At 50.6% G+C, this 21,730-nt stretch carries 26 protein-coding genes; 6 read left to right on the forward strand and 20 right to left on the reverse strand.

Features of this window, described 5'->3' with window-relative positions:
* Positions 1–144: 144 nt before the first annotated feature.
* From ACUVQO_RS16215 to ACUVQO_RS16250, 8 genes are all read right to left on the reverse strand, one after another.
* The gene (locus ACUVQO_RS16215) at positions 145–405 is read right to left on the reverse strand and encodes a hypothetical protein (protein WP_445926888.1); all 261 of its coding nucleotides are present in this window, start codon (positions 403–405) and stop codon (positions 145–147) included.
* A gap of 89 nt (positions 406–494) precedes the next feature.
* Positions 495–1,136, reverse strand: a complete 642-nt coding sequence (locus ACUVQO_RS16220; RefSeq protein ID WP_445926889.1) for an SH3 domain-containing protein — start codon at positions 1,134–1,136, stop codon at positions 495–497.
* The gene (locus ACUVQO_RS16225; RefSeq protein ID WP_445926890.1) at positions 1,133–1,591 is read right to left on the reverse strand and encodes a hypothetical protein; all 459 of its coding nucleotides are present in this window, start codon (positions 1,589–1,591) and stop codon (positions 1,133–1,135) included. Before ACUVQO_RS16225 ends, ACUVQO_RS16220 begins: the two co-directional genes overlap by 4 nt.
* A 125-nt stretch (positions 1,592–1,716) precedes the next feature.
* Entirely contained in the window at positions 1,717–2,538 is an 822-nt protein-coding gene (locus ACUVQO_RS16230; RefSeq protein WP_445926891.1) for a caspase family protein, read from the reverse strand.
* Between the two features lie 290 nt (positions 2,539–2,828).
* A complete protein-coding gene (locus ACUVQO_RS16235) occupies positions 2,829–4,793 on the reverse strand; it encodes an FAD-dependent oxidoreductase (RefSeq protein ID WP_445926892.1) in 1,965 nt (654 codons plus the stop codon).
* 174 nt (positions 4,794–4,967) lie between these two features.
* Entirely contained in the window at positions 4,968–6,623 is a 1,656-nt protein-coding gene (locus tag ACUVQO_RS16240) for an ATP-binding protein (protein ID WP_445926893.1), read from the reverse strand.
* A 286-nt stretch (positions 6,624–6,909) separates the two neighbouring features.
* Positions 6,910–8,421 carry a UDP-N-acetylmuramoyl-L-alanyl-D-glutamate--2,6-diaminopimelate ligase gene (locus ACUVQO_RS16245; RefSeq protein WP_445926894.1) on the reverse strand — a complete coding sequence of 504 codons (1,512 nt, stop codon included), beginning with the start codon at positions 8,419–8,421 and terminating at the stop codon, positions 6,910–6,912.
* A 26-nt stretch (positions 8,422–8,447) separates the two neighbouring features.
* Complete coding sequence (locus ACUVQO_RS16250) at positions 8,448–8,768, reverse strand: glutaredoxin family protein (RefSeq protein ID WP_445926895.1); 321 nt, start codon at positions 8,766–8,768, stop codon at positions 8,448–8,450.
* 349 nt (positions 8,769–9,117) lie between these two features.
* Between ACUVQO_RS16250 and ACUVQO_RS16255 the strand changes: the two genes are divergently transcribed.
* Positions 9,118–9,690: a phosphoadenosine phosphosulfate reductase domain-containing protein gene (locus ACUVQO_RS16255; RefSeq protein WP_445926896.1), complete on the forward strand. Its 573-nt coding sequence runs from the start codon at positions 9,118–9,120 to the stop codon at positions 9,688–9,690.
* On the opposite strand, the gene ACUVQO_RS16260 is transcribed toward ACUVQO_RS16255, so the two are convergent.
* Complete coding sequence (locus ACUVQO_RS16260) at positions 9,614–9,889, reverse strand: hypothetical protein (RefSeq protein WP_445926897.1); 276 nt, start codon at positions 9,887–9,889, stop codon at positions 9,614–9,616. The two genes, ACUVQO_RS16255 and ACUVQO_RS16260, sit on opposite strands and share 77 nt — an antisense overlap.
* A gap of 20 nt (positions 9,890–9,909) precedes the next feature.
* Here ACUVQO_RS16260 and ACUVQO_RS16265 point away from each other — a divergent pair, with 20 nt between their 5' ends.
* Genes ACUVQO_RS16265 through ACUVQO_RS16275 form a run of 3 tightly spaced genes read left to right on the forward strand, consistent with a single transcriptional unit; the run spans position 9,910 to position 11,135 of the window.
* A complete protein-coding gene (locus ACUVQO_RS16265) occupies positions 9,910–10,221 on the forward strand; it encodes a hypothetical protein (RefSeq protein ID WP_445926898.1) in 312 nt (103 codons plus the stop codon).
* Positions 10,193–10,672: a hypothetical protein gene (locus ACUVQO_RS16270; RefSeq protein ID WP_445926899.1), complete on the forward strand. Its 480-nt coding sequence runs from the start codon at positions 10,193–10,195 to the stop codon at positions 10,670–10,672. Before ACUVQO_RS16265 ends, ACUVQO_RS16270 begins: the two co-directional genes overlap by 29 nt.
* The gene (locus ACUVQO_RS16275; protein ID WP_445926900.1) at positions 10,623–11,135 is read left to right on the forward strand and encodes a mechanosensitive ion channel family protein; all 513 of its coding nucleotides are present in this window, start codon (positions 10,623–10,625) and stop codon (positions 11,133–11,135) included. The genes ACUVQO_RS16270 and ACUVQO_RS16275 overlap by 50 nt, the downstream gene beginning before the upstream one ends.
* Positions 11,136–11,295: 160 nt before the next feature.
* Here ACUVQO_RS16275 and ACUVQO_RS16280 read toward each other — a convergent pair whose 3' ends face one another.
* From ACUVQO_RS16280 to ACUVQO_RS16300, 5 genes are all read right to left on the reverse strand, one after another.
* Positions 11,296–11,562, reverse strand: a complete 267-nt coding sequence (locus ACUVQO_RS16280; RefSeq protein WP_445926901.1) for a hypothetical protein — start codon at positions 11,560–11,562, stop codon at positions 11,296–11,298.
* A gap of 3 nt (positions 11,563–11,565) precedes the next feature.
* Positions 11,566–11,937 carry a hypothetical protein gene (locus ACUVQO_RS16285; RefSeq protein ID WP_445926902.1) on the reverse strand — a complete coding sequence of 124 codons (372 nt, stop codon included), beginning with the start codon at positions 11,935–11,937 and terminating at the stop codon, positions 11,566–11,568.
* 83 nt (positions 11,938–12,020) lie between these two features.
* Positions 12,021–12,440 carry a hypothetical protein gene (locus ACUVQO_RS16290; RefSeq protein ID WP_445926903.1) on the reverse strand — a complete coding sequence of 140 codons (420 nt, stop codon included), beginning with the start codon at positions 12,438–12,440 and terminating at the stop codon, positions 12,021–12,023.
* Between the two features lie 459 nt (positions 12,441–12,899).
* Positions 12,900–13,292, reverse strand: coding sequence for a RidA family protein (locus ACUVQO_RS16295; protein ID WP_445926904.1), 393 nt, complete (start codon positions 13,290–13,292; stop codon positions 12,900–12,902).
* Between the two features lie 143 nt (positions 13,293–13,435).
* On the reverse strand, positions 13,436–13,864 hold the full coding sequence (locus ACUVQO_RS16300; protein WP_445926905.1) for an NUDIX domain-containing protein: 429 nt from the start codon (positions 13,862–13,864) through the stop codon (positions 13,436–13,438).
* Positions 13,865–14,051: 187 nt separating this feature from the next.
* Between ACUVQO_RS16300 and malQ the strand changes: the two genes are divergently transcribed.
* Positions 14,052–15,593, forward strand: coding sequence for a 4-alpha-glucanotransferase (gene malQ, locus ACUVQO_RS16305; protein WP_445926906.1), 1,542 nt, complete (start codon positions 14,052–14,054; stop codon positions 15,591–15,593).
* Between the two features lie 26 nt (positions 15,594–15,619).
* Here the strand turns inward: malQ and rppB are convergent, their stop codons facing one another.
* The 4 genes from rppB to ACUVQO_RS16325 all read right to left on the reverse strand — a co-directional run bounded on the left by rppB (position 15,620) and on the right by ACUVQO_RS16325 (position 18,474).
* Positions 15,620–16,978, reverse strand: a complete 1,359-nt coding sequence (rppB, locus tag ACUVQO_RS16310; RefSeq protein WP_445926907.1) for a two-component system sensor histidine kinase RppB — start codon at positions 16,976–16,978, stop codon at positions 15,620–15,622.
* Positions 16,965–17,669, reverse strand: a complete 705-nt coding sequence (gene rppA, locus ACUVQO_RS16315) for a two-component system response regulator RppA (protein ID WP_445926908.1) — start codon at positions 17,667–17,669, stop codon at positions 16,965–16,967. Before rppA ends, rppB begins: the two co-directional genes overlap by 14 nt.
* A 95-nt stretch (positions 17,670–17,764) precedes the next feature.
* Positions 17,765–17,953 (reverse strand): hypothetical protein, encoded by a 189-nt coding sequence (locus tag ACUVQO_RS16320; protein ID WP_445926909.1) that lies wholly within the window; start codon positions 17,951–17,953, stop codon positions 17,765–17,767.
* A 14-nt stretch (positions 17,954–17,967) separates the two neighbouring features.
* Positions 17,968–18,474, reverse strand: coding sequence for an acyltransferase (locus ACUVQO_RS16325; RefSeq protein WP_445926910.1), 507 nt, complete (start codon positions 18,472–18,474; stop codon positions 17,968–17,970).
* A 401-nt stretch (positions 18,475–18,875) separates the two neighbouring features.
* Between ACUVQO_RS16325 and ACUVQO_RS16330 the strand changes: the two genes are divergently transcribed.
* Entirely contained in the window at positions 18,876–19,070 is a 195-nt protein-coding gene (locus ACUVQO_RS16330) for a heavy-metal-associated domain-containing protein (protein WP_445926911.1), read from the forward strand.
* On the opposite strand, the gene ACUVQO_RS16335 is transcribed toward ACUVQO_RS16330, so the two are convergent.
* The gene (locus ACUVQO_RS16335) at positions 19,042–20,142 is read right to left on the reverse strand and encodes an AbrB family transcriptional regulator (protein ID WP_445926912.1); all 1,101 of its coding nucleotides are present in this window, start codon (positions 20,140–20,142) and stop codon (positions 19,042–19,044) included. The genes ACUVQO_RS16330 and ACUVQO_RS16335 overlap by 29 nt on opposite strands.
* 345 nt (positions 20,143–20,487) lie before the next feature.
* Positions 20,488–21,552 (reverse strand): aromatic ring-hydroxylating dioxygenase subunit alpha, encoded by a 1,065-nt coding sequence (locus tag ACUVQO_RS16340; RefSeq protein ID WP_445926913.1) that lies wholly within the window; start codon positions 21,550–21,552, stop codon positions 20,488–20,490.
* Positions 21,553–21,730 lie beyond the last annotated feature (178 nt).

Below are 21,730 nucleotides of genomic sequence, written 5' to 3' on the forward strand. Positions count from 1 at the left end.
GTCAGTCAACTAGGCCCATCCCTCTCAGTAAGATCGTAGTCTCTTGCGTAGATTGGGTTGAAGCATGAAACCCAACATTCAAAGCATGCCAAAGCCTCTAGCTGTTGGGTTTCGCTGAAACGGTACTCAATCCAAGTAACAAGACTAAATTTTGCCTTCAAACCGTTGGTGCCAGATCAGGGTCGCAACTACAGTCACAATCAGAGCACTGCCTCCTCCCACCCAGCCCAGTATGGGATTGTACCCACTCCGACTCAGGTTCTCCATCCATAATTGGGTCAGGTCAGAGGACACCAGGCGATCGGCCAGGACGGGAAACAGATACATCAATGCAGCACCTACAACCAACCAGCCCACCATTGAGGCGAGCAGAAAAATAGTTTTGGCGGTGGACTGGCTACCCATTTTGTCTGCCTATGCGCGATCGGAACTAAAGAACTACCGTTGAGAGTAGCATGGACGAGGCACTGCGTCAGCCCCAGATGGCCCTTTTCTTAAGTGCAATCCAGCAATTCCTTTTGCTCGACCAACCATTCACGATGGTACAGCAGCCACCTATTCTGAGCAGCATCCCACTTCAGTGTCCACTGTCTAACATCTAGCTTGCAGGCTGCTGACTTTAGAAAGTACCTCACCCGAATATTCACTTTAGCGAGGTCAGGCGTTTGCTCAGCGAGGTTGGTTTCCAGGACATCCACTCGCTCGACCGTTGACCACCATTCAGCATAATCACGATAGCCGCCGGATTCTTCTTGTTGGAAATCGGTTGAGAGCATGGCCCATCCCTGCGGAAAATCTCTGTTATTGATGTTTGCAAAGTAATCTCGAACAAACTGTTCAGGATCAGGTCTGACTGCTGAAGGGGAGGTAGGGGGAGATGGACTTGGGGGAGAGGATGGGGAATCTGCGGGTGAAGGTAAAGGGGCTGGAGTTGGAGGCGGTATCTCGACAGTTGAACACGATCGCGTGTAACTTTTGAAGATCCAGCCTTTTACAGGCGCAGAAATCTTAATCCAGCCGTTAATTTCTTCTCCGGTTGCCGTGGCTTGTTGCTTAGGATTAAGGGAACTGATGATCGCTGATTGACGACTAGGACCAGAGCGGATATTTAAACTGCCAGAAAAATTATTGGTCACGCAAGTTCCTGCGGCAGGCGTTTCTGGAATTGAGAGGATGGAGTGGCAGGTACGGAATACGGTTCAGATAACTTAGAAATCAACTGAAATCCTCCGTATCCGGCTCCTGCCGCAATTACTAGAACGATCGCAAGAACCCAGCCAAAACGAGTCGTATGCTCTTTGGGTGGGTGAACAACCGAAGGAACTTCGACCACATCAGGAACTGGAACTTTAGCGGATGGGGGAACCGTTTGCATTGGGGAACTAGAGGAATCAACAGTTGGAGCAACCCAATTGTGCAAACGTTCAGCGCTCTCAGAACTGGTAAAACTGATAGCAGCCTGACTACCGTGAAATTGTTTGAGTAATTGGGCTTCTACTTGTTCCACGTCTTCTGGTTTAAGGTTCCACCGGGTTTGAAATTGTTCAAGTTTCCTCTGGGTTTGTAAACTCAGGGGCTGTTCAGATTGCAACGCCTTCTCCAAAATTTGGCGATACTGCTCCAGATTGTCCTGATAGCCCCAGTAAGTTTGTAAAATCTCTAATTCAATCGCGGATGCCTCGGCGATCGACAGTCCAATTTCTGTCTGTAAGTGATTTAGCAGGTGGCGATCGGCAGCAAAAATTTTGCCCCCACGGCAGCCTGTTCAACAGCTTTTCGATAGCGCAACTTAGGGTCTGCAATTCTGGCTTTTGCTAATCGAATTCGGAACCCTTCCCGCACCGCATAAATTTCTGGCTTCATGGTAGGAGCGGCTTCCTGCACATGTTGTCGGGTATAATCGTGCAGTTCATCCACTGAGATTGCGCCATCATTATCCAGGTCGGCTTCTCCGGTTTCAATTCCTCTAACTAAATATTCCGTGTAAATAGAAAGGTTACTTCCCTTTTGTTCAAAGGAATATTGAGTCGAGGTCGAGGAAGTCAGTACAGCCCGTCCTTCTCCACCCAGTTGAGCCTGAATACTCACGGAGGCATCATCTTTGGCAGTCATGTCTTCTGCGAAGGCTCCACTAAAGCAACAGTCCAGGATTACAATCTGCCGTTTAGAACGACTGTTGCTCATAATCTCGCAAACAAAACTGGCTGGAACGGCAGTAGAACGGATTAATTCCCCCTTGGGGGTTTTACGGGTGATGCGAGTGCCAAAGTAAAGTTTGCCTGTATCGTCTTTAATACCGTGGCCGGAAAAGAAAAGCAGCACCAGATCATCTTTGGAGCGGTCTGCAAATAAGGCTTCAATCTCCTGTTGCATCAGCAGTGGATCAGGATCAATGAGTGATTTAACCTGATCAAATCCACCCGTTTCAGGCTGGTGCAATACCCGTTGCATGGCCTCTACATCTCTGACCGCAGTGGGCAAGGGGCTTAATCCATCCTGATATTCACTGACTCCTATTAGCAAAGCAAGCTTCGCCATAGATGCCTCCTTAAGTAGCCACAAAGCTCCGAGCGGCTTGAATGGCTGTCACTAATTCTGCTAAGAGGATACTCCTTGCAGGCTTTCAATCCTGACAACTATTGGTACTGACTCATTGGTTAACTCGCAGAAGCGGTACGTTACGCTGACGCTAACAGTAGCCCACAGAATTAACACTTGGAGCCAATACAACTATTGTCTAGCTTGCAAGTCAGAAAAGCCTGATTAAGCAACCATACTTAACTACCTTTGCTGCATCTTAAGGAATAAATCCCACGCCCTCTCAAGCTTCATGTCAAAATCGACAACATTCCTTTGGGCTTGACTGTAAGTAAGGCCCGCCGTTGTAACCCTTCCTGGTGCAGGATGGTATTACTGGCCAGTAGACCACTGCTGACTGCCCGTTCCATTAATCCACAGGGGAAAGGCATTTTCACCCAGTCTCCAGCAAACAGGAGGTTCGGTACAGGGGTTTGGGTTTCCGGTCGATCGCGATAGCTGCCGGGGGGATACCCGGAGAAGTTCTTCTGGTTCACCAACTCCCGATGGAGCAGGGTTGCCTGCTGCAGCTCTGGCACAATTTCGTACAACTCCTGTTCAAAGGTTTTCAGTAGGGCTTCCTGCGTCGGAAATTCCTTTTCCTTATAGCAGTAGGCATGTAGCTCCACGACGCTGCCTCCGGTTTTTTCAGCCCAGGCAATGTAGTCGTCCTGAATCCGGTGATAGAGGGTGATGCTATCTGTGAGTCGGTAGCCAGACAGGGAGGTAAACCAGCTTTGTTGCCACTCAAAGTCGCGATCGAACCAGAAACGACAGACGGCAAAGGGATCAGCCAGGGCTAATTTTTCAACTTGTTGCCGCACCTGGGAATTGACCTCGCCCGTCATCTGCGAGAAGAGGTGTTGCACGCCCGGAACATCCGTTGCAATCACATAATAATCAGCCTGTAAGGTTTCTGCACCACTGGAGGTAGTCGGGTTGGGGTTGCTGGCAACCAGTTGTACTTGCTCATCCTGCCGACTCACGACTTTGAAGCGATCCAAATTTCGTTTTGCTGGCCCCTGCAATACCCGTCCTTCTCGATCGTAAACAGCACCATGACAGGGGCAGTGAAACTCGCCTTTTTCATTGGGATAAACGGTGCACCCTTGATGCGTGCAGGTCATAGAGAGGGCTTCTGACTTGTTGGAGTTAACGGCATACACGCGATCGCCAGCTCCATAGAATTTGAGTGGACTTTGAACCGTGGCATCTAGCACAGGATTGGCAGTCACCCAAAAGGGGCTGGTGTTTTCCACGCGGCCTTTCTGATAGGTCAGAGAGGTGATTTTACCCTGCTGCCAGTCGAGATTAGTAACCGCCGCTTCGGTAACGATCCGGCCCCCGTTTTGCAGAATGAATTGGGCGATCGGTTGCACCAGACTGCGGTTCATATCTTGACAGGTCCCATTAAACGCCAGACCTTCTGGATTACCAAAGAAGTAGAAATGGAAGAATTGCATCAATTCCCCAGCACTGAGCACATCCGGCGCATTCAGGCTGGACTTGGCAAATGGCAGAAAGTACAGGTCGTATAATCCCCTAGGAAAGTCCTGTTTCACCCAGTCGGCGACGGAAAGATCATCTAGGCGCTGATAGCTGCTTTGTGGGTTAAAGCCTGTAATTTCCCGAAACACCTGCCAGTGACCATAACTGGTAAGATTCAAGCCCCAGCGGAGCCGATTACTAGAGGATACAGCCAGATCCACAATGTTCCAGGGAAAGGCAGAGTGGCTGGGCCGAAAAATTTCGGGATTGTAGCGATCGCCCTTGTACACCACGGAGTAAAAATTGAGGGACTTAAAATTCGCTTGAATCTCCAGTTCTCGTACCACACTCCATAAGTTGTAGTACTGGGGGAAAAAGCCGTGAAACCCATGCTCCATCATCAACGTCTCGCCATTTACCTGAATTGGCCAGCCGGCAATCTTACCGCCGAGTTGGGGCGATCGTTCTAGCAGCGTAACCTGAAACCCACGACGGCAGAGTTCATAAGCAGATGCTAGACCCGCTAATCCTCCACCAATGACAACGACACTACGGGTATGGGATAAGCGAGTTGGCAAACTCAGGGAATCTTTTTGAAAAACAGTTGGTTCAGGTTTTGCAAAGCGGGAGTAACCAATCATCCCTCCAAAAGTACTCACACCAGCCAACTTGAGTAACGCCCGACGAGAAATTTGGCGCTCAAGGAAAAAATCGAACGGTTGCTTCATTTGAAACTCTGCAAATCCTGTCAAGCAGTGGAACTTAGGGTATTAAAACGCGAAGTAACTTCTTTATCAAAGAAAGCTTAAATTTTAGCGCATTCTGAATTAAACCTTGTCCAGGTTCAGAACCGGAGTTTCTCTGATCGGAAAACGAGCGTTCTCTTACCGGACTTAGTTTAGCTACCCGATCGACTGCTCCGACGGATTCTGATACACCGGCAGTAGCACATTAAAGGTAGAACCTTCTCCTAATTTGCTTTTTACAGAAATGGAACCGCCGCAGTGGAGCAGCAGTTGCTGCACGATCGTCAGTCCCAAGCCTGCACCACTGGAATCATCGGTGGATTGTCGTACCCTGTAGAAGCGATCGAAGATTTTGGGAATTTCGCTGGGAGCAATCCCAATGCCCGTATCCCGAATTTCCAGTTGCACATAATCGCCCTGCTGCTTGGCCCGTACCCACACCTGGCCACCGCGGGGAGTAAATTTAATGCCGTTATGCAAAAGATTAATCACAATCTGTTTCAGCCAGTTGGTCATGCAGGCTACGGGAGGAAGCCCTTCTGGAATGGTATAGGCCAGCCGCACTCCCTTTTCTTGGGCAACAGGCTGGTAGGTGCTGACCACGCCGGGTACGACATCGCTTAAGCGCAGAGGGGGGAGGGAAGTCTGGTCTACGGCTCGCTCTAAATGCACCAGATCCAGCAGGCTGGTAATCAGAGAACTCTGGCGATCGCACTCCTTGGCAATCAGATCCATATAGCGCTGCCGTTGGGGAGGCTTGAGGGTGGGAGAAGCCAAGAGTGAGAGTGCTGTTTTGATGGTGGTAAGAGGGGTGCGCAGTTCCTGGCCTACATTGCTGAGAAACTCATCCTTCAGCCGGATGGTATGCATTAATTCGTCATTCTGCAGGCGCAAGGATTCTGCCTGTTCTGCCTGTTTGCGATAGGTGGAACTTCGCACAGACAATTCTTCCTGGAGTTGCAGATGTTTAGCGAACAAGTTGCCAATGGTGGCCAGTTGGGTAGAACCAGATACCCCTTCTGCCATCAGTCTTTGCCACTGCTGGACTAAATCTGTGGCTGTTGGAGAAGCAGGGGAGGCCGAGGTAGTCGATTGGGGCAAAACGACGGGCTGCAGTTCAGCCATCAATTGTTCCAGTCCCTGTCGCGATCGCTGAATTAGCTCCGGCTCAAAGGAGTAGATTGCCATTAACAACTGTTTACGCTCCTGGGCTGTTGATTCCAGGAGTTGGGAAATCTGGCCGTAGCTCGATAGGAGATCCAGAGAAGTTGGGGTCATCTCTGAAAGTTTGGCCGGTTGGGCAGTCCGGGGTCGGTGGGCAAATAACCCTGCCTGAAAGGAGGTGGACCAAACGATTAAAAAGTACTCCCGGCGCAGGTTGCTATCGAGTGGCAACTGTACGAAAAAAATCGGTGTTAAGGCTGAGAAGACCTGAGTTTGACCGTTCCTCAGTTGTTCGGTCAGTGGGTCTGTCTCCCCGGTCACGATCGCCTCGCTTTCTGATGGGGCTTGGTCTGCCAGAGAATAAGCCGCGATCGTGTCCTCTATTTCTTCTCGATGGGTTGTAAAACTGTAAATGGCTTTGGGAATTCCCTCCAGCTTGGCATAGCGCTCCAGTTCTTCTTTCCAGACCTCTCCCCGGGGTAGCTTGGCCCAAACAATGGCAGAAATTTTCTGGTCGATCAACACCTGAAGCAGCGAATCACTCATAGATTTGAGTGTTGTTGGGCTGATCTGTACCGTGCTGGGAGGCAGTTCCTGATGCAGGGCAAGTTCATATAACGATACATCGGACGTGGAAGTAGAAGTCATAGCAGTGGAGAAAAACAGATTCTTGACACTCGAAAGCAACCCTCAGGTATTAGGGCGATCTTAGCAAAAACTTCCAGCGGAGAATTATGAGTTATAAATAGACTTCTGGCGAATTTGAAAAAACGTCGGATGGGCCAAGGAAAACGTTCCATCCTGTTATTCTGGCTGATTTGAATGGGCACGCCAAGCTCCGCCCATCCTACTGATGATGATGGAGTCTAACAGGCAAGAGTTCCAAGGATGAATGATGAATTGTGGCTGCGACTCCCATCGTCTACCTCTCCGCTCATCGCCCCATCCCCCTCTTTGCCAACGCCTCTCGCGCCTGCTCCCGATCGTCAAAGTGAATCTTCTCTGTTCCCAGAATCTGATAGTCTTCGTGCCCTTTTCCGGCAATTAATACTCCATCACCGGGCTGAGCCGTGAGAATCGCTTCCCGGATGGCTTCTGCTCGATCGCAAATGACGATGGGATGAGCTGACTCTGGAATGCCGGCCAGGATATCATCCAAAATCTGCTGGGGATTCTCCGTTCGGGGATTATCTGATGTGACATAGGCGACATCTGCCAGATCAGCCACAATTCGTCCCATTTGCGGACGTTTGGTGCGATCGCGATCGCCGCCACAGCCGAAAACACAAACCATTTTTCCCGGAATAAAGGGACGTGCGGCTCGCAGCAGGTTTTCCAGGCTATCGGGTGTGTGGGCGTAATCCACAATCACGCTAATGTCCTGCTGCGGCGAAATCGAAACCTGTTCCATGCGTCCTGGCACTCCAGCAAATTCCGGCAAAGCCGCAACGATCTTCTCCAGTGCAATCCCCAGATGCAAGGCAGTACCGACAGCAGCCAGCAGATTGGCGAGGTTGAATTGCCCCACCAGTGGAGACACAAAAGGCGCTTCCCCGTGAGGCGTATGTAGTGTGCCGCTAACGCTGGCTGGCCCATAGGTTAAATCCCCTGTCCACAAATCAGCACTGGCATCCTGAGTGCTATACGTCCACAAGCGATCGCCGGATAATTGGGTAATCAACCGCTGACCATAAGGATCATCCTGATTAACGATCGCCCCTCCGGTTAAATAGTTGGGACTGAATAGCAGCGCTTTGGCTGCGAAGTAGTCATCCATATCGCGATGGAAATCCAGATGATCCTGGGTCAGGTTAGTAAATACACCTACTTCAAAGGTACATCCCAATACCCGTCCCTGAGCTAACGCATGGGAACTGACTTCCATTACCCCGTATTCACAGCCTGCTGCGATCGCCTCTGCCAGTTGCCGTTGCAGTTCCACCGCAAAAGGAGTGGTGTGTACTGCTGTTTGCTGAAATCCCGGCCAGCGAGTGTACAGCGTTCCCAGTAAGGCTGTGGGCTGCTGTACCCGATTCAACAAAAATTCAATTAAATGGGTTGTGGTCGTCTTGCCATTGGTGCCTGTCACACCCACCAGTTTCAGTTGTTGGGCAGGATGGCCATAGAAGGCAGTGGCTAACTGGGCACAGGTCTGGATCATATCCTCTGCGACCAGGAGGCAAGCTGGGGTGGAGGCTGCAGGTGGATGATTGAATGCTTTACTGGCCGCCTGCTGAGAAATGACCGCCGCGATCGCCCCAGAGGCGATCGCTCCTGACCAAAATTCTCCTCCATCTACCCGGGTTCCCGGCATCCCAATAAACACATCCCCTGGCTGACAGGCCAGAGAATTGGTCGATAATCGTTTCACCTCCAGTTCCAAAGCCGGATGCTCTGCCGGAGGAGTCAGAGTCGAAACCTGAGCCAATAATTCACGTAACTTCATGTCAGTATCTCCTCACAACTGCACTTCTATTTTTGGGGTTCAGGGGGTAAATATTTCTGTAGCAGACGCTCCAACTGGTGGACGGACAATCGAGGGGAAGGGCGGGGAAGGGGGATTAGGGACGGAGGGGAGGAGGAATGACGGCTTTCCTGGCCCGTGTCCTGGGCTTTATGGTCTCTTTCCAGAAATAATACGGGGATTTCATACTGGTACTGCTGAAACCAATCCTCACGGGTACTAATGTCGCGAATTTCCAGGTCAAACTTTAAGGTTTGAATTTGCTCCAACTTTTCCTGCAAGCCTTCACAGAGGTGGCAACCTGGTTTGCTATAGAGAATTAACCGCATAGGGAGTAGGGGGTAGGAGTTAAAAGTTGAGAATTAAGAGTTGGGAGTTAAATCTTGTCCAAGTCTTTTCCAAGTCCAGAACCGGAGTTTCTCTTATAGGAAAACGACCATTCTCTAGCTAGGCTTGGTTTAAAAGTTTTAAGTTTTAAGTCTTGAATTCTAAAGGCTTAATGGCCTGGTGTCCACTCTGCACCCGCTACTACCGCCTCATCCACCCATGCACGCCTCCCTCGCCTACCCGCTCTCTTCCCTCCGATCTGTCAAATTTCCCACCTGAGTCACATAGCGATGGGAGAGCGCCCCTGGGTAATTTAAAGTTACTGACGAGAGCCACAACCGCACATTAACCATGACCCAATTCGCCCGTCCTTTGCTCCAGCCAGCGTCTCTTGACCTGAAAAGGCTCCATCAGAAATTTGAAAAGCTTCATCCCAGAGATATTCTGGCCTGGTGTGTTGCCAACGTTCCTGAAGGACTGGTGCAGGCCAGCGCCTTTAGTGTGGATGATATGCTGATTACGGACTTACTTTACCGACAGCTAAAGCCTGAACATCCAGTGCCTGTTCTGTGTCTCGACACACTGCATCACTTTCCCCAGACGATCGAACTGGTGGCCCATGCCAGGGAACTCTATCACCTGAATCTCAAGGTCTACAGAATTAAGGGGGTCAATAGTCGCAAAGCCTTTGCCACAAAATATGGGGAAGCTTTGTGGGACAAGGATGTGACCAAATTTCATCAATTGACTAAAGTGGAGCCGCTACAACGCGGGCTAAGGGAATTGGGAACGATCGCCTGGATTATAGGCCGTCGCCGCGATCAGGCTGAGACTCGTACCGAAATGCCTATTCAGTCTCAGGGTGGGCAATGGCTAAAGGTTCGACTTCTGGTAGAGGGATGGCGATCGCTTCTCGCTTTTTGACCGCAGGTTGAGGAATAGCCAGCGGTTCTGGCTCCGCAGGTTGGGGCAGCGACAAGGGACTGGCGAGTTTTTCAGTGTTAGGGAAAGCACTGCGCTTCCAGGCATAAATCGTAAAATTAATGCCAAGATAACCGACCGTGAAGAGTTCCGTTGCGATCGCGAGTTGATCGAGAATCTGTTGAGCAACTTCGTAGGACATACGTACTTTCCTTCCAGTCTATGCAAACACCACCAAAAGAGTATCGCACAGCACCGAATGTTGCCACAGTAAAAATGTTCTGTGTACCCATGCCCTTAGCAATACCAGCACATGGGATACGGTCTGTAGTTTGGCCTGCCAATGGGGAGTGGCAAGAGTGTGCCATCAAACCTGCTGGTCACTCTATGCTTCCATTCAGCACCAAGGTTCTGGCAGCAACCTGGTTTCAGCATCACGCCTCTAAGATGACCAACGTCCGGCAGAATGCCAGTGTGCTGCATTCCCCGCCAGTTTTGGATGGCGTTGGCGATCGCCTCTTTCCAGGCCATTAGCCTGTTACTACTGGTCAAACTCAGCCTTCCCTATCTGCTGAAAGCGTTGGATCGAGCCTACGTACTGGCCCAAAATTCAGATCAAATCACCGCAAATGACGAAAGCGTTCAAGTATTTTTCAGCACCCTCAAGAAGGTTTCAGCCAATGGCATCTGGTTGCTGACGTTGATTCTTGGCGGCGATTTTCTACACGTACCTGATATTCTCATTAAATATCTCAGCGTTATATCTCAGCGTTGCTCTCAAAGCGTATCTGGCAGTTTCTCTAGGGCGGTTAATGATCAAACTGCTGTCGGCCATGATCAATACTCTCTTAGTTCTCAAAACGGATCATCTGACCGATTTACAGCGGCAGCGTCGCTTCACGATTATTCCCCTCTTCAAAAGCATCTTAAAATGCGTGACCTATTTTGCGGGCGCGGTTCTGGTACTGCATCTGGTTGGCATTAATCCGACTCCGATTTTGGCGGGGGCTGGCATTGTGGGGTTGGCAGTCGGTTTTAGGGCACAAAACCTGATCAACGACATTGTTTGTGGATTCTTTATTCTGTTTGAGAACTACTATCTGGTTGGTGATTACATTAAGGCTGGGAAAGAAGAAGAACGAGTTATCGAAGGAACAGTCGAGGCGATCGAACTGCGAACGACTCACATTCGTCATTCCGATGGCCAATTGCAGATTATCCACAACGGCGAGATTGGTTCGATCGTCAACTACTCGAAACACTACTCTTATGCCAAAGTTGACGTTCCGGTTCCTTCAGAAGGAGATCTGAAGCAGGTTTATCAATTGATCAATAAAGTTGGTGAGCACCTTCAGAGTCAATGTTCAGAGGTTCTAGAAGCGACTCCAATTGAAGGGCTGGAAAGCTTTGAGGCTGACAATCTGGTGATTCGTACCATGCACGGGTAAAACCTGGTAAGCACCTCCATGTCCGACGGCTGTTACGGAGCAAGCTCAAAGCAGCCTTTGATCATCATCAGCTTACACACAATGGTCAGCCCCAGTTAGAAACCGTACCAGAGTAAATTCTAACCAGTGCAGGCTGTGAGCCAGGGGGCACAACCAAAACCTACGCTTGCATACCAGCGTAGAGTAGACGAGCAAACAGTCGTGCTCCATCGTCTTGCTTAAGCTGCTGGTAGGAAGGCGACTGGCGTTGACCAACAACTCGCAAGTCTGCCAGCAATTCGGGATAAAACTGACAGGTAAAGGAACGACGAATCTGTTTGGTTTCAAAGTCTTTGTAAATGATGCAGGTGGCAGAACATTCCGTCACAACTTCACCATTATCCAGAGCGGTAGAACAGAGAATCTTGATCGCATAGGGCAACTGCATCAACTAGGAGAGAGAACTGCCAGCCAGCACTGCCCGATGGGGAATCACGGTGTCGTGCAGCAGTCGATAGGCCCAGTTCGCCAGCAACATTGCTTCTTCGTTGACCTCGTCAGAGTGGAACATGGCAATATTCAGTTCATGTTCGTACTCAATGGCGGTGTCAATGACCCCTTCAAACTCATCGGCGGTGACCTCATGGGCAGTAATCAGTGCCTGGGGGATGGCGGAGGTTAGATAATCGGGAGACTGATAATGGAGCAACTGCCGATGCCCCACTTCCTTATGCTCATTTGGACCTACAGCAAACTCTGGATGGTACCAGGTATCGGCGATGCGGTGCCCAGTTTTCTTCTCCACGGGCAATGATTCGCCCACCTGCTGAATCTGACGACAGACCGTTTTAGGGCAGAAAGGGCTTTGCCATTTTGATCGCGCTCCAGGGTGTCCATACCCAGTACCTAGTCAACGGCCTGCTGAATCAACCAGATGTGAGCCTGTGCCGCCAGTTGATGCCCCAGGCAGATAAAAATCGCCGGAGCACTGGTAGGAGAGCGGGACAGCAGCAGTTGTTCAGTAAACCGATGGAGCTCTTCCAGGGAGGCCTTGCCATCAGCAAAGGGGGTTGCATCCCGCACCGAGAGATCTCCACCTTCTACGACAACGGCAATGCCGGAAGCAATGATTGGGATGAGTTGCTCCAGATTCAGAACCCCGGAAGACCACAGGGGAAACAGCAGAGAATCACAGTCAGCCACTTTCTGGGCGATAAAGGCGACATTAGCAGAAGCCCGGACGTGTTCTCCCAGGGGATTATAGCCGACATGCTCCCAGGGTTCGACGATGGCAATGGCTTCACGAAAAAGGCGGGGTTGCAACATTAACTGTTCTAGCTCAGCCTGGGAGTGGATAACTTTCTCCAGGGGGGCTGCCCTGTCCCTACTGGAATTGAGGATTCTCCTCTAAGAGAGATCGATCCGGCAGCGGGTCAGGGGAATGCCAATCTGCCAGAAAACGCCCCAACAGCACATGAACAGATTCGAAGTTGGAGCTACTCTCAGACAGGTATCCAGGTTATGATCGCCACTTTCGCGCATGATCTAAATAGATAGTTCGAGAGTTCAGCAGTAGATGACATCCTCATCTTCTTGATCGGTTTTGAAAACTTTGCATCTCAGGGTGCCGTTGGCCGCCAATATCTTATTCAGTCTTTATCAATACCCTCCTGCGGCTGAAGAATATTTTATCTTCACGGAGGTGGAAAGTAACAGGGGCACTTTCGGTGTCAGTTTTGTTTGGGGATTGGCTGTAAAACCGTCCTCATACATGGTCGATCTCGTTTATGCCGCCACCACAGCAATGCACTCAATTTCAACCAGCACATCTTTGGGCAGGCGGGCAACTTCAACGCAGGCACGAGCCGGAGCCGTGTCTTCCGCAAAATAGCGAGCATAGACCCCGTTCATCGCTCCAAAATCGTTCATATCTTTGAGAAAGACGCTGGTTTTGACGACATCATTCAGAGTGGCTCCCGCGGCTTCCAGAATTGCTTTCAGATTCGCGATCGCCTGTTCGGTCTGAGTTGCTACATCAGTCCCCACAATCTCCCCAGTCTGCGGATTGAGCGGAATCTGCCCAGCAACGAAGACCATCTTGCCAGTCGCCGCGATCGCCTGGTTGTAAGGCCCAACAGGAGCCGGAGCCTGGTCAGTGCAAATAATTTCACGAGCCATGGTGGGAAGTTTTGAGTTCTAAGTTGTAGGTTTTCAGTTGTTTCTATTAACTCATAAACCTTGTCCAAGTCCAGAACCGGAGTTTCTCTGATCGGAAAACGACCGTTCTTTGGCTGGACTTGGTTTAACTTAAAACTTACAACTCATAACTTGGGACGCAGGCCATAGTTGCGGTAGTTGAAATAGTCGCGCAAGATGCGATCGTGGTCGAAGCAGAGGTTGGTAGGAATACGCCAGGGTTCAAACAGATCCAGGTGTTTGGCATCATCTCCAGCCTGGGGGTTGCCTGTGGCTGTGGCGAGAAAGACCACACTTAAGGTGTGCTGACGCGGATCGCGCTGTGGATCAGAATACACATGAAATTGATCGACCAACTCTACTGTCAGACCAGTTTCTTCCTGGGCTTCTCGTTGGGCTGCCGTTTCTACGGATTCTCCATAATCCACAAATCCTCCCGGAAGTGCCCATCCGAGCGGTAGGTTTAAGCGCTCAATCAGAACAATGGGCCGATGGGGGCGATCGATCAGTTCAATAATGATATCAACCGTGGGAGCCGGATTACGGTAAGCCATAAATCTCCTCGCTCGCGTGGTAGAGTCGAGACATTAAAATTCCTCAGCAAAGTCTATCTTATGCGGGCTTCCCGATGCTGGCTGCTTCAGTCAGGATAAACGGGAAGACAAGCGTTTTGAAAGGGCTGTGCCAACCTTTTATACTGAGTGTTCCGTTGCTGTCTATCCCTCTCCTAGCAAATTCACCATGACATTATTTAGAGCCAGTGGAATTTTGTTACATCCCACGTCCTTTCCCGGTCGATTTGGAATCGGCGAACTGGGGCCAGAAGCCTACCAGTTTATCGATTTCCTGACAGCGAGTGGGCAGCAGTATTGGCAGGTATTACCCTTAGGCCCAACTGGGTTTGGCAATTCACCTTATATGTGTTACTCCGCAGTTGCCGGAAATCCTTTACTGATCAGTCTGGAGTTGCTGCGGAATGAAGGATTCCTGGCAGAGGAGGATTTGGCACGAGCACCAGAATTTCCAGGCGATCGGGTAGATTACGAAAAAGTGATTGCTTTCAAAATGCCGCTGTTGCAACAAGCCTGCGAAAACTTTAAGGTGAGAGCCTCGGATATCCAGAAAACGAAGTTTGCAGGCTTTTGTGAGAGCAAAGCATACTGGTTGGATGACTATTGCCTATACATGGCTCTGAAGGAGGCGAATCAGGGAGCATCCTGGTATGAGTGGGATCCAGCCCTGGTGAAACGAGATCCATCCACCCTGGATCATTGGGGACGGCGGCTGAATACGGAAATTGTCTTTCACAAGTTCCTGCAATTCATCTTCTTTCAGCAGTGGTCAGCCCTGAAGCAGTATGCTAACGAGCGGGGCATTCAGATCATTGGCGATATTCCCATTTACGTAGCCCATGACAGTGCCGATGTGTGGGCGAATCCAGATGCCTTTTGTCTGGATGAGGAAACCTATCGACCATCTCTCATGGCTGGGGTACCACCGGACTATTTCAGTGCAACAGGACAGTTGTGGGGCAATCCGGTTTACAACTGGGAGCATTTGCAGCAGACGGACTTCAGATGGTGGATTCATCGGTTTGAAGCAATGCTGGATTACGTGGATTTAATCCGCATTGATCACTTCCGGGGCTTTGAGTCCTTTTGGGCAGTAGAACCAGACCCGGAAGTCCCCCCGGAGGAATGGACGGCAGAAAAAGGAGAATGGGTGGAAGCCCCAGGGAAAGAATTCTTTGAAATGCTGCGGGAGAAACTGGGTAAGCTGCCAATTCTGGCTGAGGATTTGGGCGTGATCACCCCCGAAGTGGAAGAACTACGGGATTATTTTGAGTTCCCTGGCATGAAAATTTTGCAATTTGCCTTTGGGTCTGATCCGGGCAATCCCTTTTTGCCGTTCAACTTTCCGCGCAACTGTCTGGTCTATACCGGAACTCACGACAACGATACAACGGTGGGCTGGTTTGAAAGCCGAGAAGACTGGGAACGGGAAGCAATTCTGCGCTATATCGGACACATCAGTCCCGACGGAATTCACTGGGATCTGATTCGGTTGGCCCTCAGTTCAGTGGCGAATCTGGCGATCATTCCGGTCCAGGATCTGTTGGGATTGGGCACCTGGGCACGAATGAATTTTCCTGGCAAACCGGAAGGAAACTGGGAATGGCGCTATTGGGGCGGCAATCTATCTCCCGAACTGGCAGAGCGGTTGCGATCGCTGACTTATACCTTTGGTCGTGCCCCTCAACCGAAAGGACAGCCCCACACCTGAGGCGGAAGCCTGGCCCTGTCCTTGTTCTAATCATCAACGGGTTGCGAGTCGGTCAACGGTAGACGGAGAGTAAATAGACTTCCCTTATCCGGTTCACTCTGGACTTTAATTTCTCCCTGGTGGGAACGGGCAATCGCCTGAGCAATGGCCAGCCCCAATCCCGATCCTCCCGATTGGCGGGAGCGATCGCTATTCACTCGATAGAAGCGATCGAAAATTCGGCATTGTTCAGCCGCAGCAATCCCGATGCCCGTATCCTGAATCTGAATCACGGCGGATTGATCCTCCTGACTCAGGATCACCCACACCTTCCCGCCGGAGAGAGTGTATTGAATAGCATTCGTCATGAGATTGCCAATCAACCGATACAGTTGGCCTTCATCGGCCAGCACGTACAGGAGATGGTCAACCTGAATTTCTGTGGTCAGCAGGACGTTGGCTTTGAGTGCTAATCCTGTCAATTCTTCCGTCAGGTCAGCAATCACGTCGTTCAAACAGCAGGGTTCGTGCTTACCCGCAGCAGCCTGTAAATCCATTCGGGAGAGCAACAGCAGATCCTGCACCAGTTGCGCCAGACGGTTACTCTGACGCTCGATCACCTGTAACGTATTGCGAGTTTCGGTGGGCGAGAGATCTGGTTCCTGTAAGGTGGCTTCCAGTGTAGCCCGAATGGCCGCCAGGGGAGTTCGCAATTCGTGAGCTGCATCAGCCGTAAATTGCTGGATCTGGCGGTAGGAACGGTAGATCGGTTGCATGGCTAACCCTGATAACCACCAACTGGCACCCGTAATCGCCACTAAGGCCAGGGGAAGGCCCAGCAACAGCACCAATCGGATGGTAGCGAGATGATCATCCAGGTCTTGCAGCGATCGCCCAACTTGCACATATCCCCAGGGTTTGCCCGTTTGCGTATTCAAAACCCTGGTCAGTTGCAAAAACCGATTGCCATCGGGGGCTGCGATCGTCTGCCAGGGTTGTAGACTGACGTGAGTTAACTTTCCTTCCGGTTGATCTCCCATCATGACCAGTACCCGCCCCGCTCGATCGGTCAGTCGCAAATAGTAACTGGAGGACTGAACCGGAGCCAATAAATTTCGTTGCTTTGGAGGAGCACTCACGGGACAGGTAGTGCCCACCCGGCAGCACCCCGGCAGCAGCTTTTCAATTCTGGCCTCTACCTGATCGGGCTGCTTCAGAACGGGTTCTAACGCTGTATGTAGCTTACCAGTCGTATACTCCAACTCATGCTGAGTCGCCTGCCAGTTGGCATGGGCCATGATGCGGTAAAATCCAATGCCACTTAAACCCAGAATAATCGCCATGACGCCGCCATACGCGGCGGCTAAACGCAAGCGTGTCTGATTAAATAGCTTATTCTGGTGCATAGGTGAGGTTGAGACGGTACCCCAGACCGTAAACGGTTTCGATCAGCCCTTCACAGTTGTACTTTGCCAACTTGCGCCGCAGCAACCGAATTTGAGCGGCGACAACATTACTGGTCGGTTCTGCTTGCAAATCCCAGAGCCGATTTTCGATCTGGTCGCGGGTGAGAATTTGGTTGGGATGCTTCATGAAATATTCCAGAAGCTGAAATTCTTTGGCCGTGAGGGGAATTGCCTGCGGGTTACCTGCCTCATCCTGAACAAACACTTCTGATTTGCCGTAGTCCAGCAGTAAATTACTCACCTGGAGTTGGGAAGCCGGAACTTGAGTCGATCGCCGTTGCAGTGCCCGCAGCCGTGCCAGTAACTCTGCCATGCCAAAGGGTTTCACCAGATAATCATCTGCCCCGGCATCTAACCCAACTACCCGGTCTTCAATACTATCCCTGGCCGTCAGGATTAAGACAGGTAAAGGACTGCGCCTGGCTCGCAGGCGTTGGCAGAGTTCAATCCCTGAGAGGCCGGGTAACATCCAGTCTACGATCGCCAGAATATATTGAGTGGTCGGATTGTCCAGATAATCCCAGGCACTGGTGCCATCCTGCACCCAGTCTACGATGTACTTTTCCCGACTGAGAACCCGCTCGATCGCGGCTCCTAGATCCAACTCATCCTCAACCAGTAACACGCGCATAACACAATGGATTGAGATAATGCCAACACATTTACTGCAAGGGGACTTACTGAAAAGGTTTAAGTGTGTTCATCTACTTACTATAAGATGGGCTGTTAGCCAGCTTGCCAAACCGGGGAGTTAAAGTCTCTCACTTCCCCAAGTTTGCGGCTACCGACAACTTTAGCAGGCACTCCAACCGCGATCGAGTAAGGAGGAATATCCTTCGTGACTACCGCTCCGGCTCCAATCACACACCCCTGACCAATGGTGACCCCATCCAGTACACTAACGCGATGCCCCAACCAGCAATCGTCTCCTATTGTAATTCCCTTAGATGTGGGGGCTGGCAGTTAATGGGGATATCTGGATCTGCATAACTCCGATTGGTGGCAACAATTCCTACATAGGGAGCAATCAAGCAGTCTTGGCCGATCTTGACCGACGCTCCGGCCATAATCCAGACGTTTTTATTGATAAAAGTTCTGTCGCCAATTTCAATAATCGCGCCATCCTTCGCTTCGATTTCTACGTCTTTATTGATGGTGACAGCATTGCCTACATAAATTTTGCTGCTTGCAGACTCTGCAATTAAGCAACTATTTCGAAGAATGGCCGTATTGTTGCCCAAAAAAATGCCTCTACCACCTGTAATCTCTACTCCTTCCTGGATGAAGGATGTTTTACTCATCTGGGCCAGGATCAGTTGATAAAGTCGTCTCCGGAGTGACCAGGCTTTAGGTACAGGTGGAATCAGGGCAATCAGTCGGGTGATTAAAGATTCACATGCGGAACTGGCTTTTAATGAGCGGTACTGATTTTTCATGGCAACGTTTACTCCTGAAAGGTCGGGAATTCGAGTAGATTCAAGCTGCGTAGCTGATAGTTTTATCCTGGCAAACGCTGATGAAATGAGAATGAAATTCTCCACCTTTCCAGACCTTTTTGGAAATTGGCACTCTTTCCCATTGCAGGACAAAAAAATGCTTGAGATTCCCCAACGAAACCTCAAGCAACTTTGCTAGCCAAAAAGCATGATGGTGAACAGCGATCGCGAACTTCAGGCAGGTAAGCCAAAAAATGCGAGATCGATACTTGTTACAGTGACAGATAAAGATGAAATTAGTATGAAATTTTTCATCTTCCTCGCCGCCGGATTCTCCCCCTAACTGGAAAGTTCAGGATAAAGTTAACTCAATCACTGATTTCTCGCTAAGGATTCAGCCCATGATCCTACAACTCACAGTTCCCAATATGGCCTGTTCCGCCTGTGGTGAAACCATTACCAAAGCTGTTCTGGCAATTGACCCCGCTGCCCAGGTGCAAACCGACCCCAAAACGAAGTTAGTCAAGATTGAAAGCCAGCAATCTGAAACGGCCATCAAAGAGGCCATTACTGCGGCTGGTTACACGATTGCCTAGAATCTTGAGGATTAGTTGTGTGGTGATCCAGGGAACCCGCCAATGGCACCAGGATCGGCAGTGAGACATTAATTGCAATCAGTCTAACTAAATGGCCTGCAGTAACAATCTCCACATTCCGGTCTAAGCCCAGCGCAATCCAGATCATTTCTGGAGAGCCACCGGGAGCCGTTACTAACAGGCAGGTCAGCCAATCCCAGGAGGTGAATAACATGGCTAAACCGGCTGCCATGATCCCGGTCAGGAACGTCAGCAGTACTGGAATCAGGGCATGGACGATCGTCCCTTTCCGCAACTTCGGGCTGATTCCCCAATACTCGCCGATCGTCAATCCCAGCAGAATTTGACCGATCAGGTTCAGCAACGTGGGCAGACTAAAATCTACGGATGGAAACCAGGGCAGCAGGTTAAATCCCGTATTGAAAACGGTACCGACTCCGATCGCGCAGAGCAGCCCTGCCACCGGAATTCCGAAGCGAGTTCCTAACCTGACGGCGATCGCGGCCACTCCCAGTAACGACCCCAACCAGATCAGATAGACAGGCTCCAGGGTCAGGGCGTTCTGGGTTAAGGAGTGCAACAAAGATCCGGCATCGGTTTGCTGAGAGACATGGCTGATCAGGGGAATGATAAAGGTAATGGCGGTAAACCGCATTAACTGCACCATCGATACCAGAGCAGGGTTCCGTCCATAGTCGGCAGCAATGCTGGCCATCACACCAATATTGCCAGGAGTTGTCGCCAGCAGTCCGGTCAGCACATCGGTTTTAGCGACCCGTGAGTAAAGATAGCCAACTCCAATCCCACTACCTAACAGGAACAAAGTGAGCAAGAGCAGAACTGGCAGTTGAGTGGAAATCAGGGTGAGATCACTGTGCTGAATTGAAAAGCCAACCGTCAGCCCGACCAGCATTTGCCCGATTTTACGAGCATTGTGATTAGGCTTGAGGACATGGCTGGTACGATCGCGTCCGATGTAAAACACCAGTGCTCCAGCCGCAATCCCTCCCAGAATCCAGGCTCCCCCTCCGGCCCCCAAACTCAGGAGTACGCCACCGATACAGACTGCCACGATTAGCTCTATGGCAAGGATGAAATATGTTGAAATGAATTCAGGTTCAACTCTGAATCGAGAAAAAGTAACGTCTGCCAACCCCTGGTTCTCCTGCTGCGTCTTCTAACCCCCGATCGCTCGCTGCCCAGCAGTCTAGTTCCCAAGCCTCACAGACTACTTGGAGACAGACTTGTAATGCGATCACCCTATCTCTCGCTTCAATACTTACTACACAAAAGCCTATATTTCTGCAAGAAACTTAACTCAACTATAGCTGGATTTACCTTAAAGAACACAGGCGATTTTGACTGGCGCCAGTTTTTGGGTCAGCAACCAGTCGTAGCATTCTCCCTTCAGCCCCTTTCAGGTTGATGAGCTTGCCTGAATGCGGATCAGTCGTTGCACACTCACCAACGCCCGATTTAATTCATGGGGACGGCGCTCCGGATTTGCCAGATACGCCTGTTGCTCGTCTTCAATCATCGGGATATCCTGCTTAACCAATCCATCCAGCAACTTCTGGGCAGATCCAAACAGACTATCTTTGACGAAGCGGCGAAAGGCGATCGGCAGCTTATGCAACCGATGAAACGCATTGAGGGAAGTGAAATGAATCAGGTAAGCACGGGTCTGGGTCAAGCTAACGGGACAGAAGAGGCAATAAATCCGGAAATCTTCACCCAGGCGAGCAGCCCAATGGGGATAAACATAGCTGACATTCAGGGGTTCGGGATGCAGGCGACGCAGTTGGGGAAAGAAAAGCTGGGAAATTGACCAGATTTTGTCGATCCGGTAGTAGCTTTGAGCCGTGTAGTGGGCATCGACCCGACGATCGCTCTCCTCGATCGACTGTAATTCGGCGGAAGTCCAGGCTTGATAGTCCTGATGCAAGTGCCCGTGGTACATATCCATCAGGTTTTCAATCAGGTAAGAAAAGTGCGCCTTGGCATCAATCACAGATACGGTCGCAATGTAATTCAGGTGCTCCCATTCCGGTAAGCCCATCGGTTCCAAGGAGGTGGCTTGCAGGTCTGCCACATCACCGGGATACAGCCAGATAAAACCATCCTGTTCGCGCACTGGATAGTGACGAATCGCTCCCGGTGGCAATTTCTGATTTGCTTCCAAGTAGGGCACGGTCGTACACTGTCCCTTCCCATTCAGCCGCCACCCGTGATAGGCACACTCCAGATCATCTCCCACCACGCAACCGCGACTCAGCTTAACAAAACGGTGGGGACAGCGATCTTCCAGAGCCTGCACCTGACCCTGGCTATCCCGGTACAGCACAATGTCTTGCTGCCAGAGGACAATACCTAAGGGTCGATCGCTCACTTCACGACTACGGGCGACAACATACCAGTGGTTGGGATTAATCCCCGCCTGACGCACATCAAAACGGGATGGAACAGAGACAGATGCGTTCATTGCCATTCGGACTCGGACTCACTCACGCCCAAAATTGTAACCCTTTCCCCTCTCGTACAGCCGTTCCAGTCAAACCTCTCTACCTTTCCTGCTGGCTCAGCAGTCAGTACTGAATCCTCAGCACTTCTCAAATAATCCCCACTGAATCTACTCAGGTGCAGGCTCTCAACCAATTGAA

It is taken from the genome of Leptodesmis sp. (genome assembly GCF_052746595.1).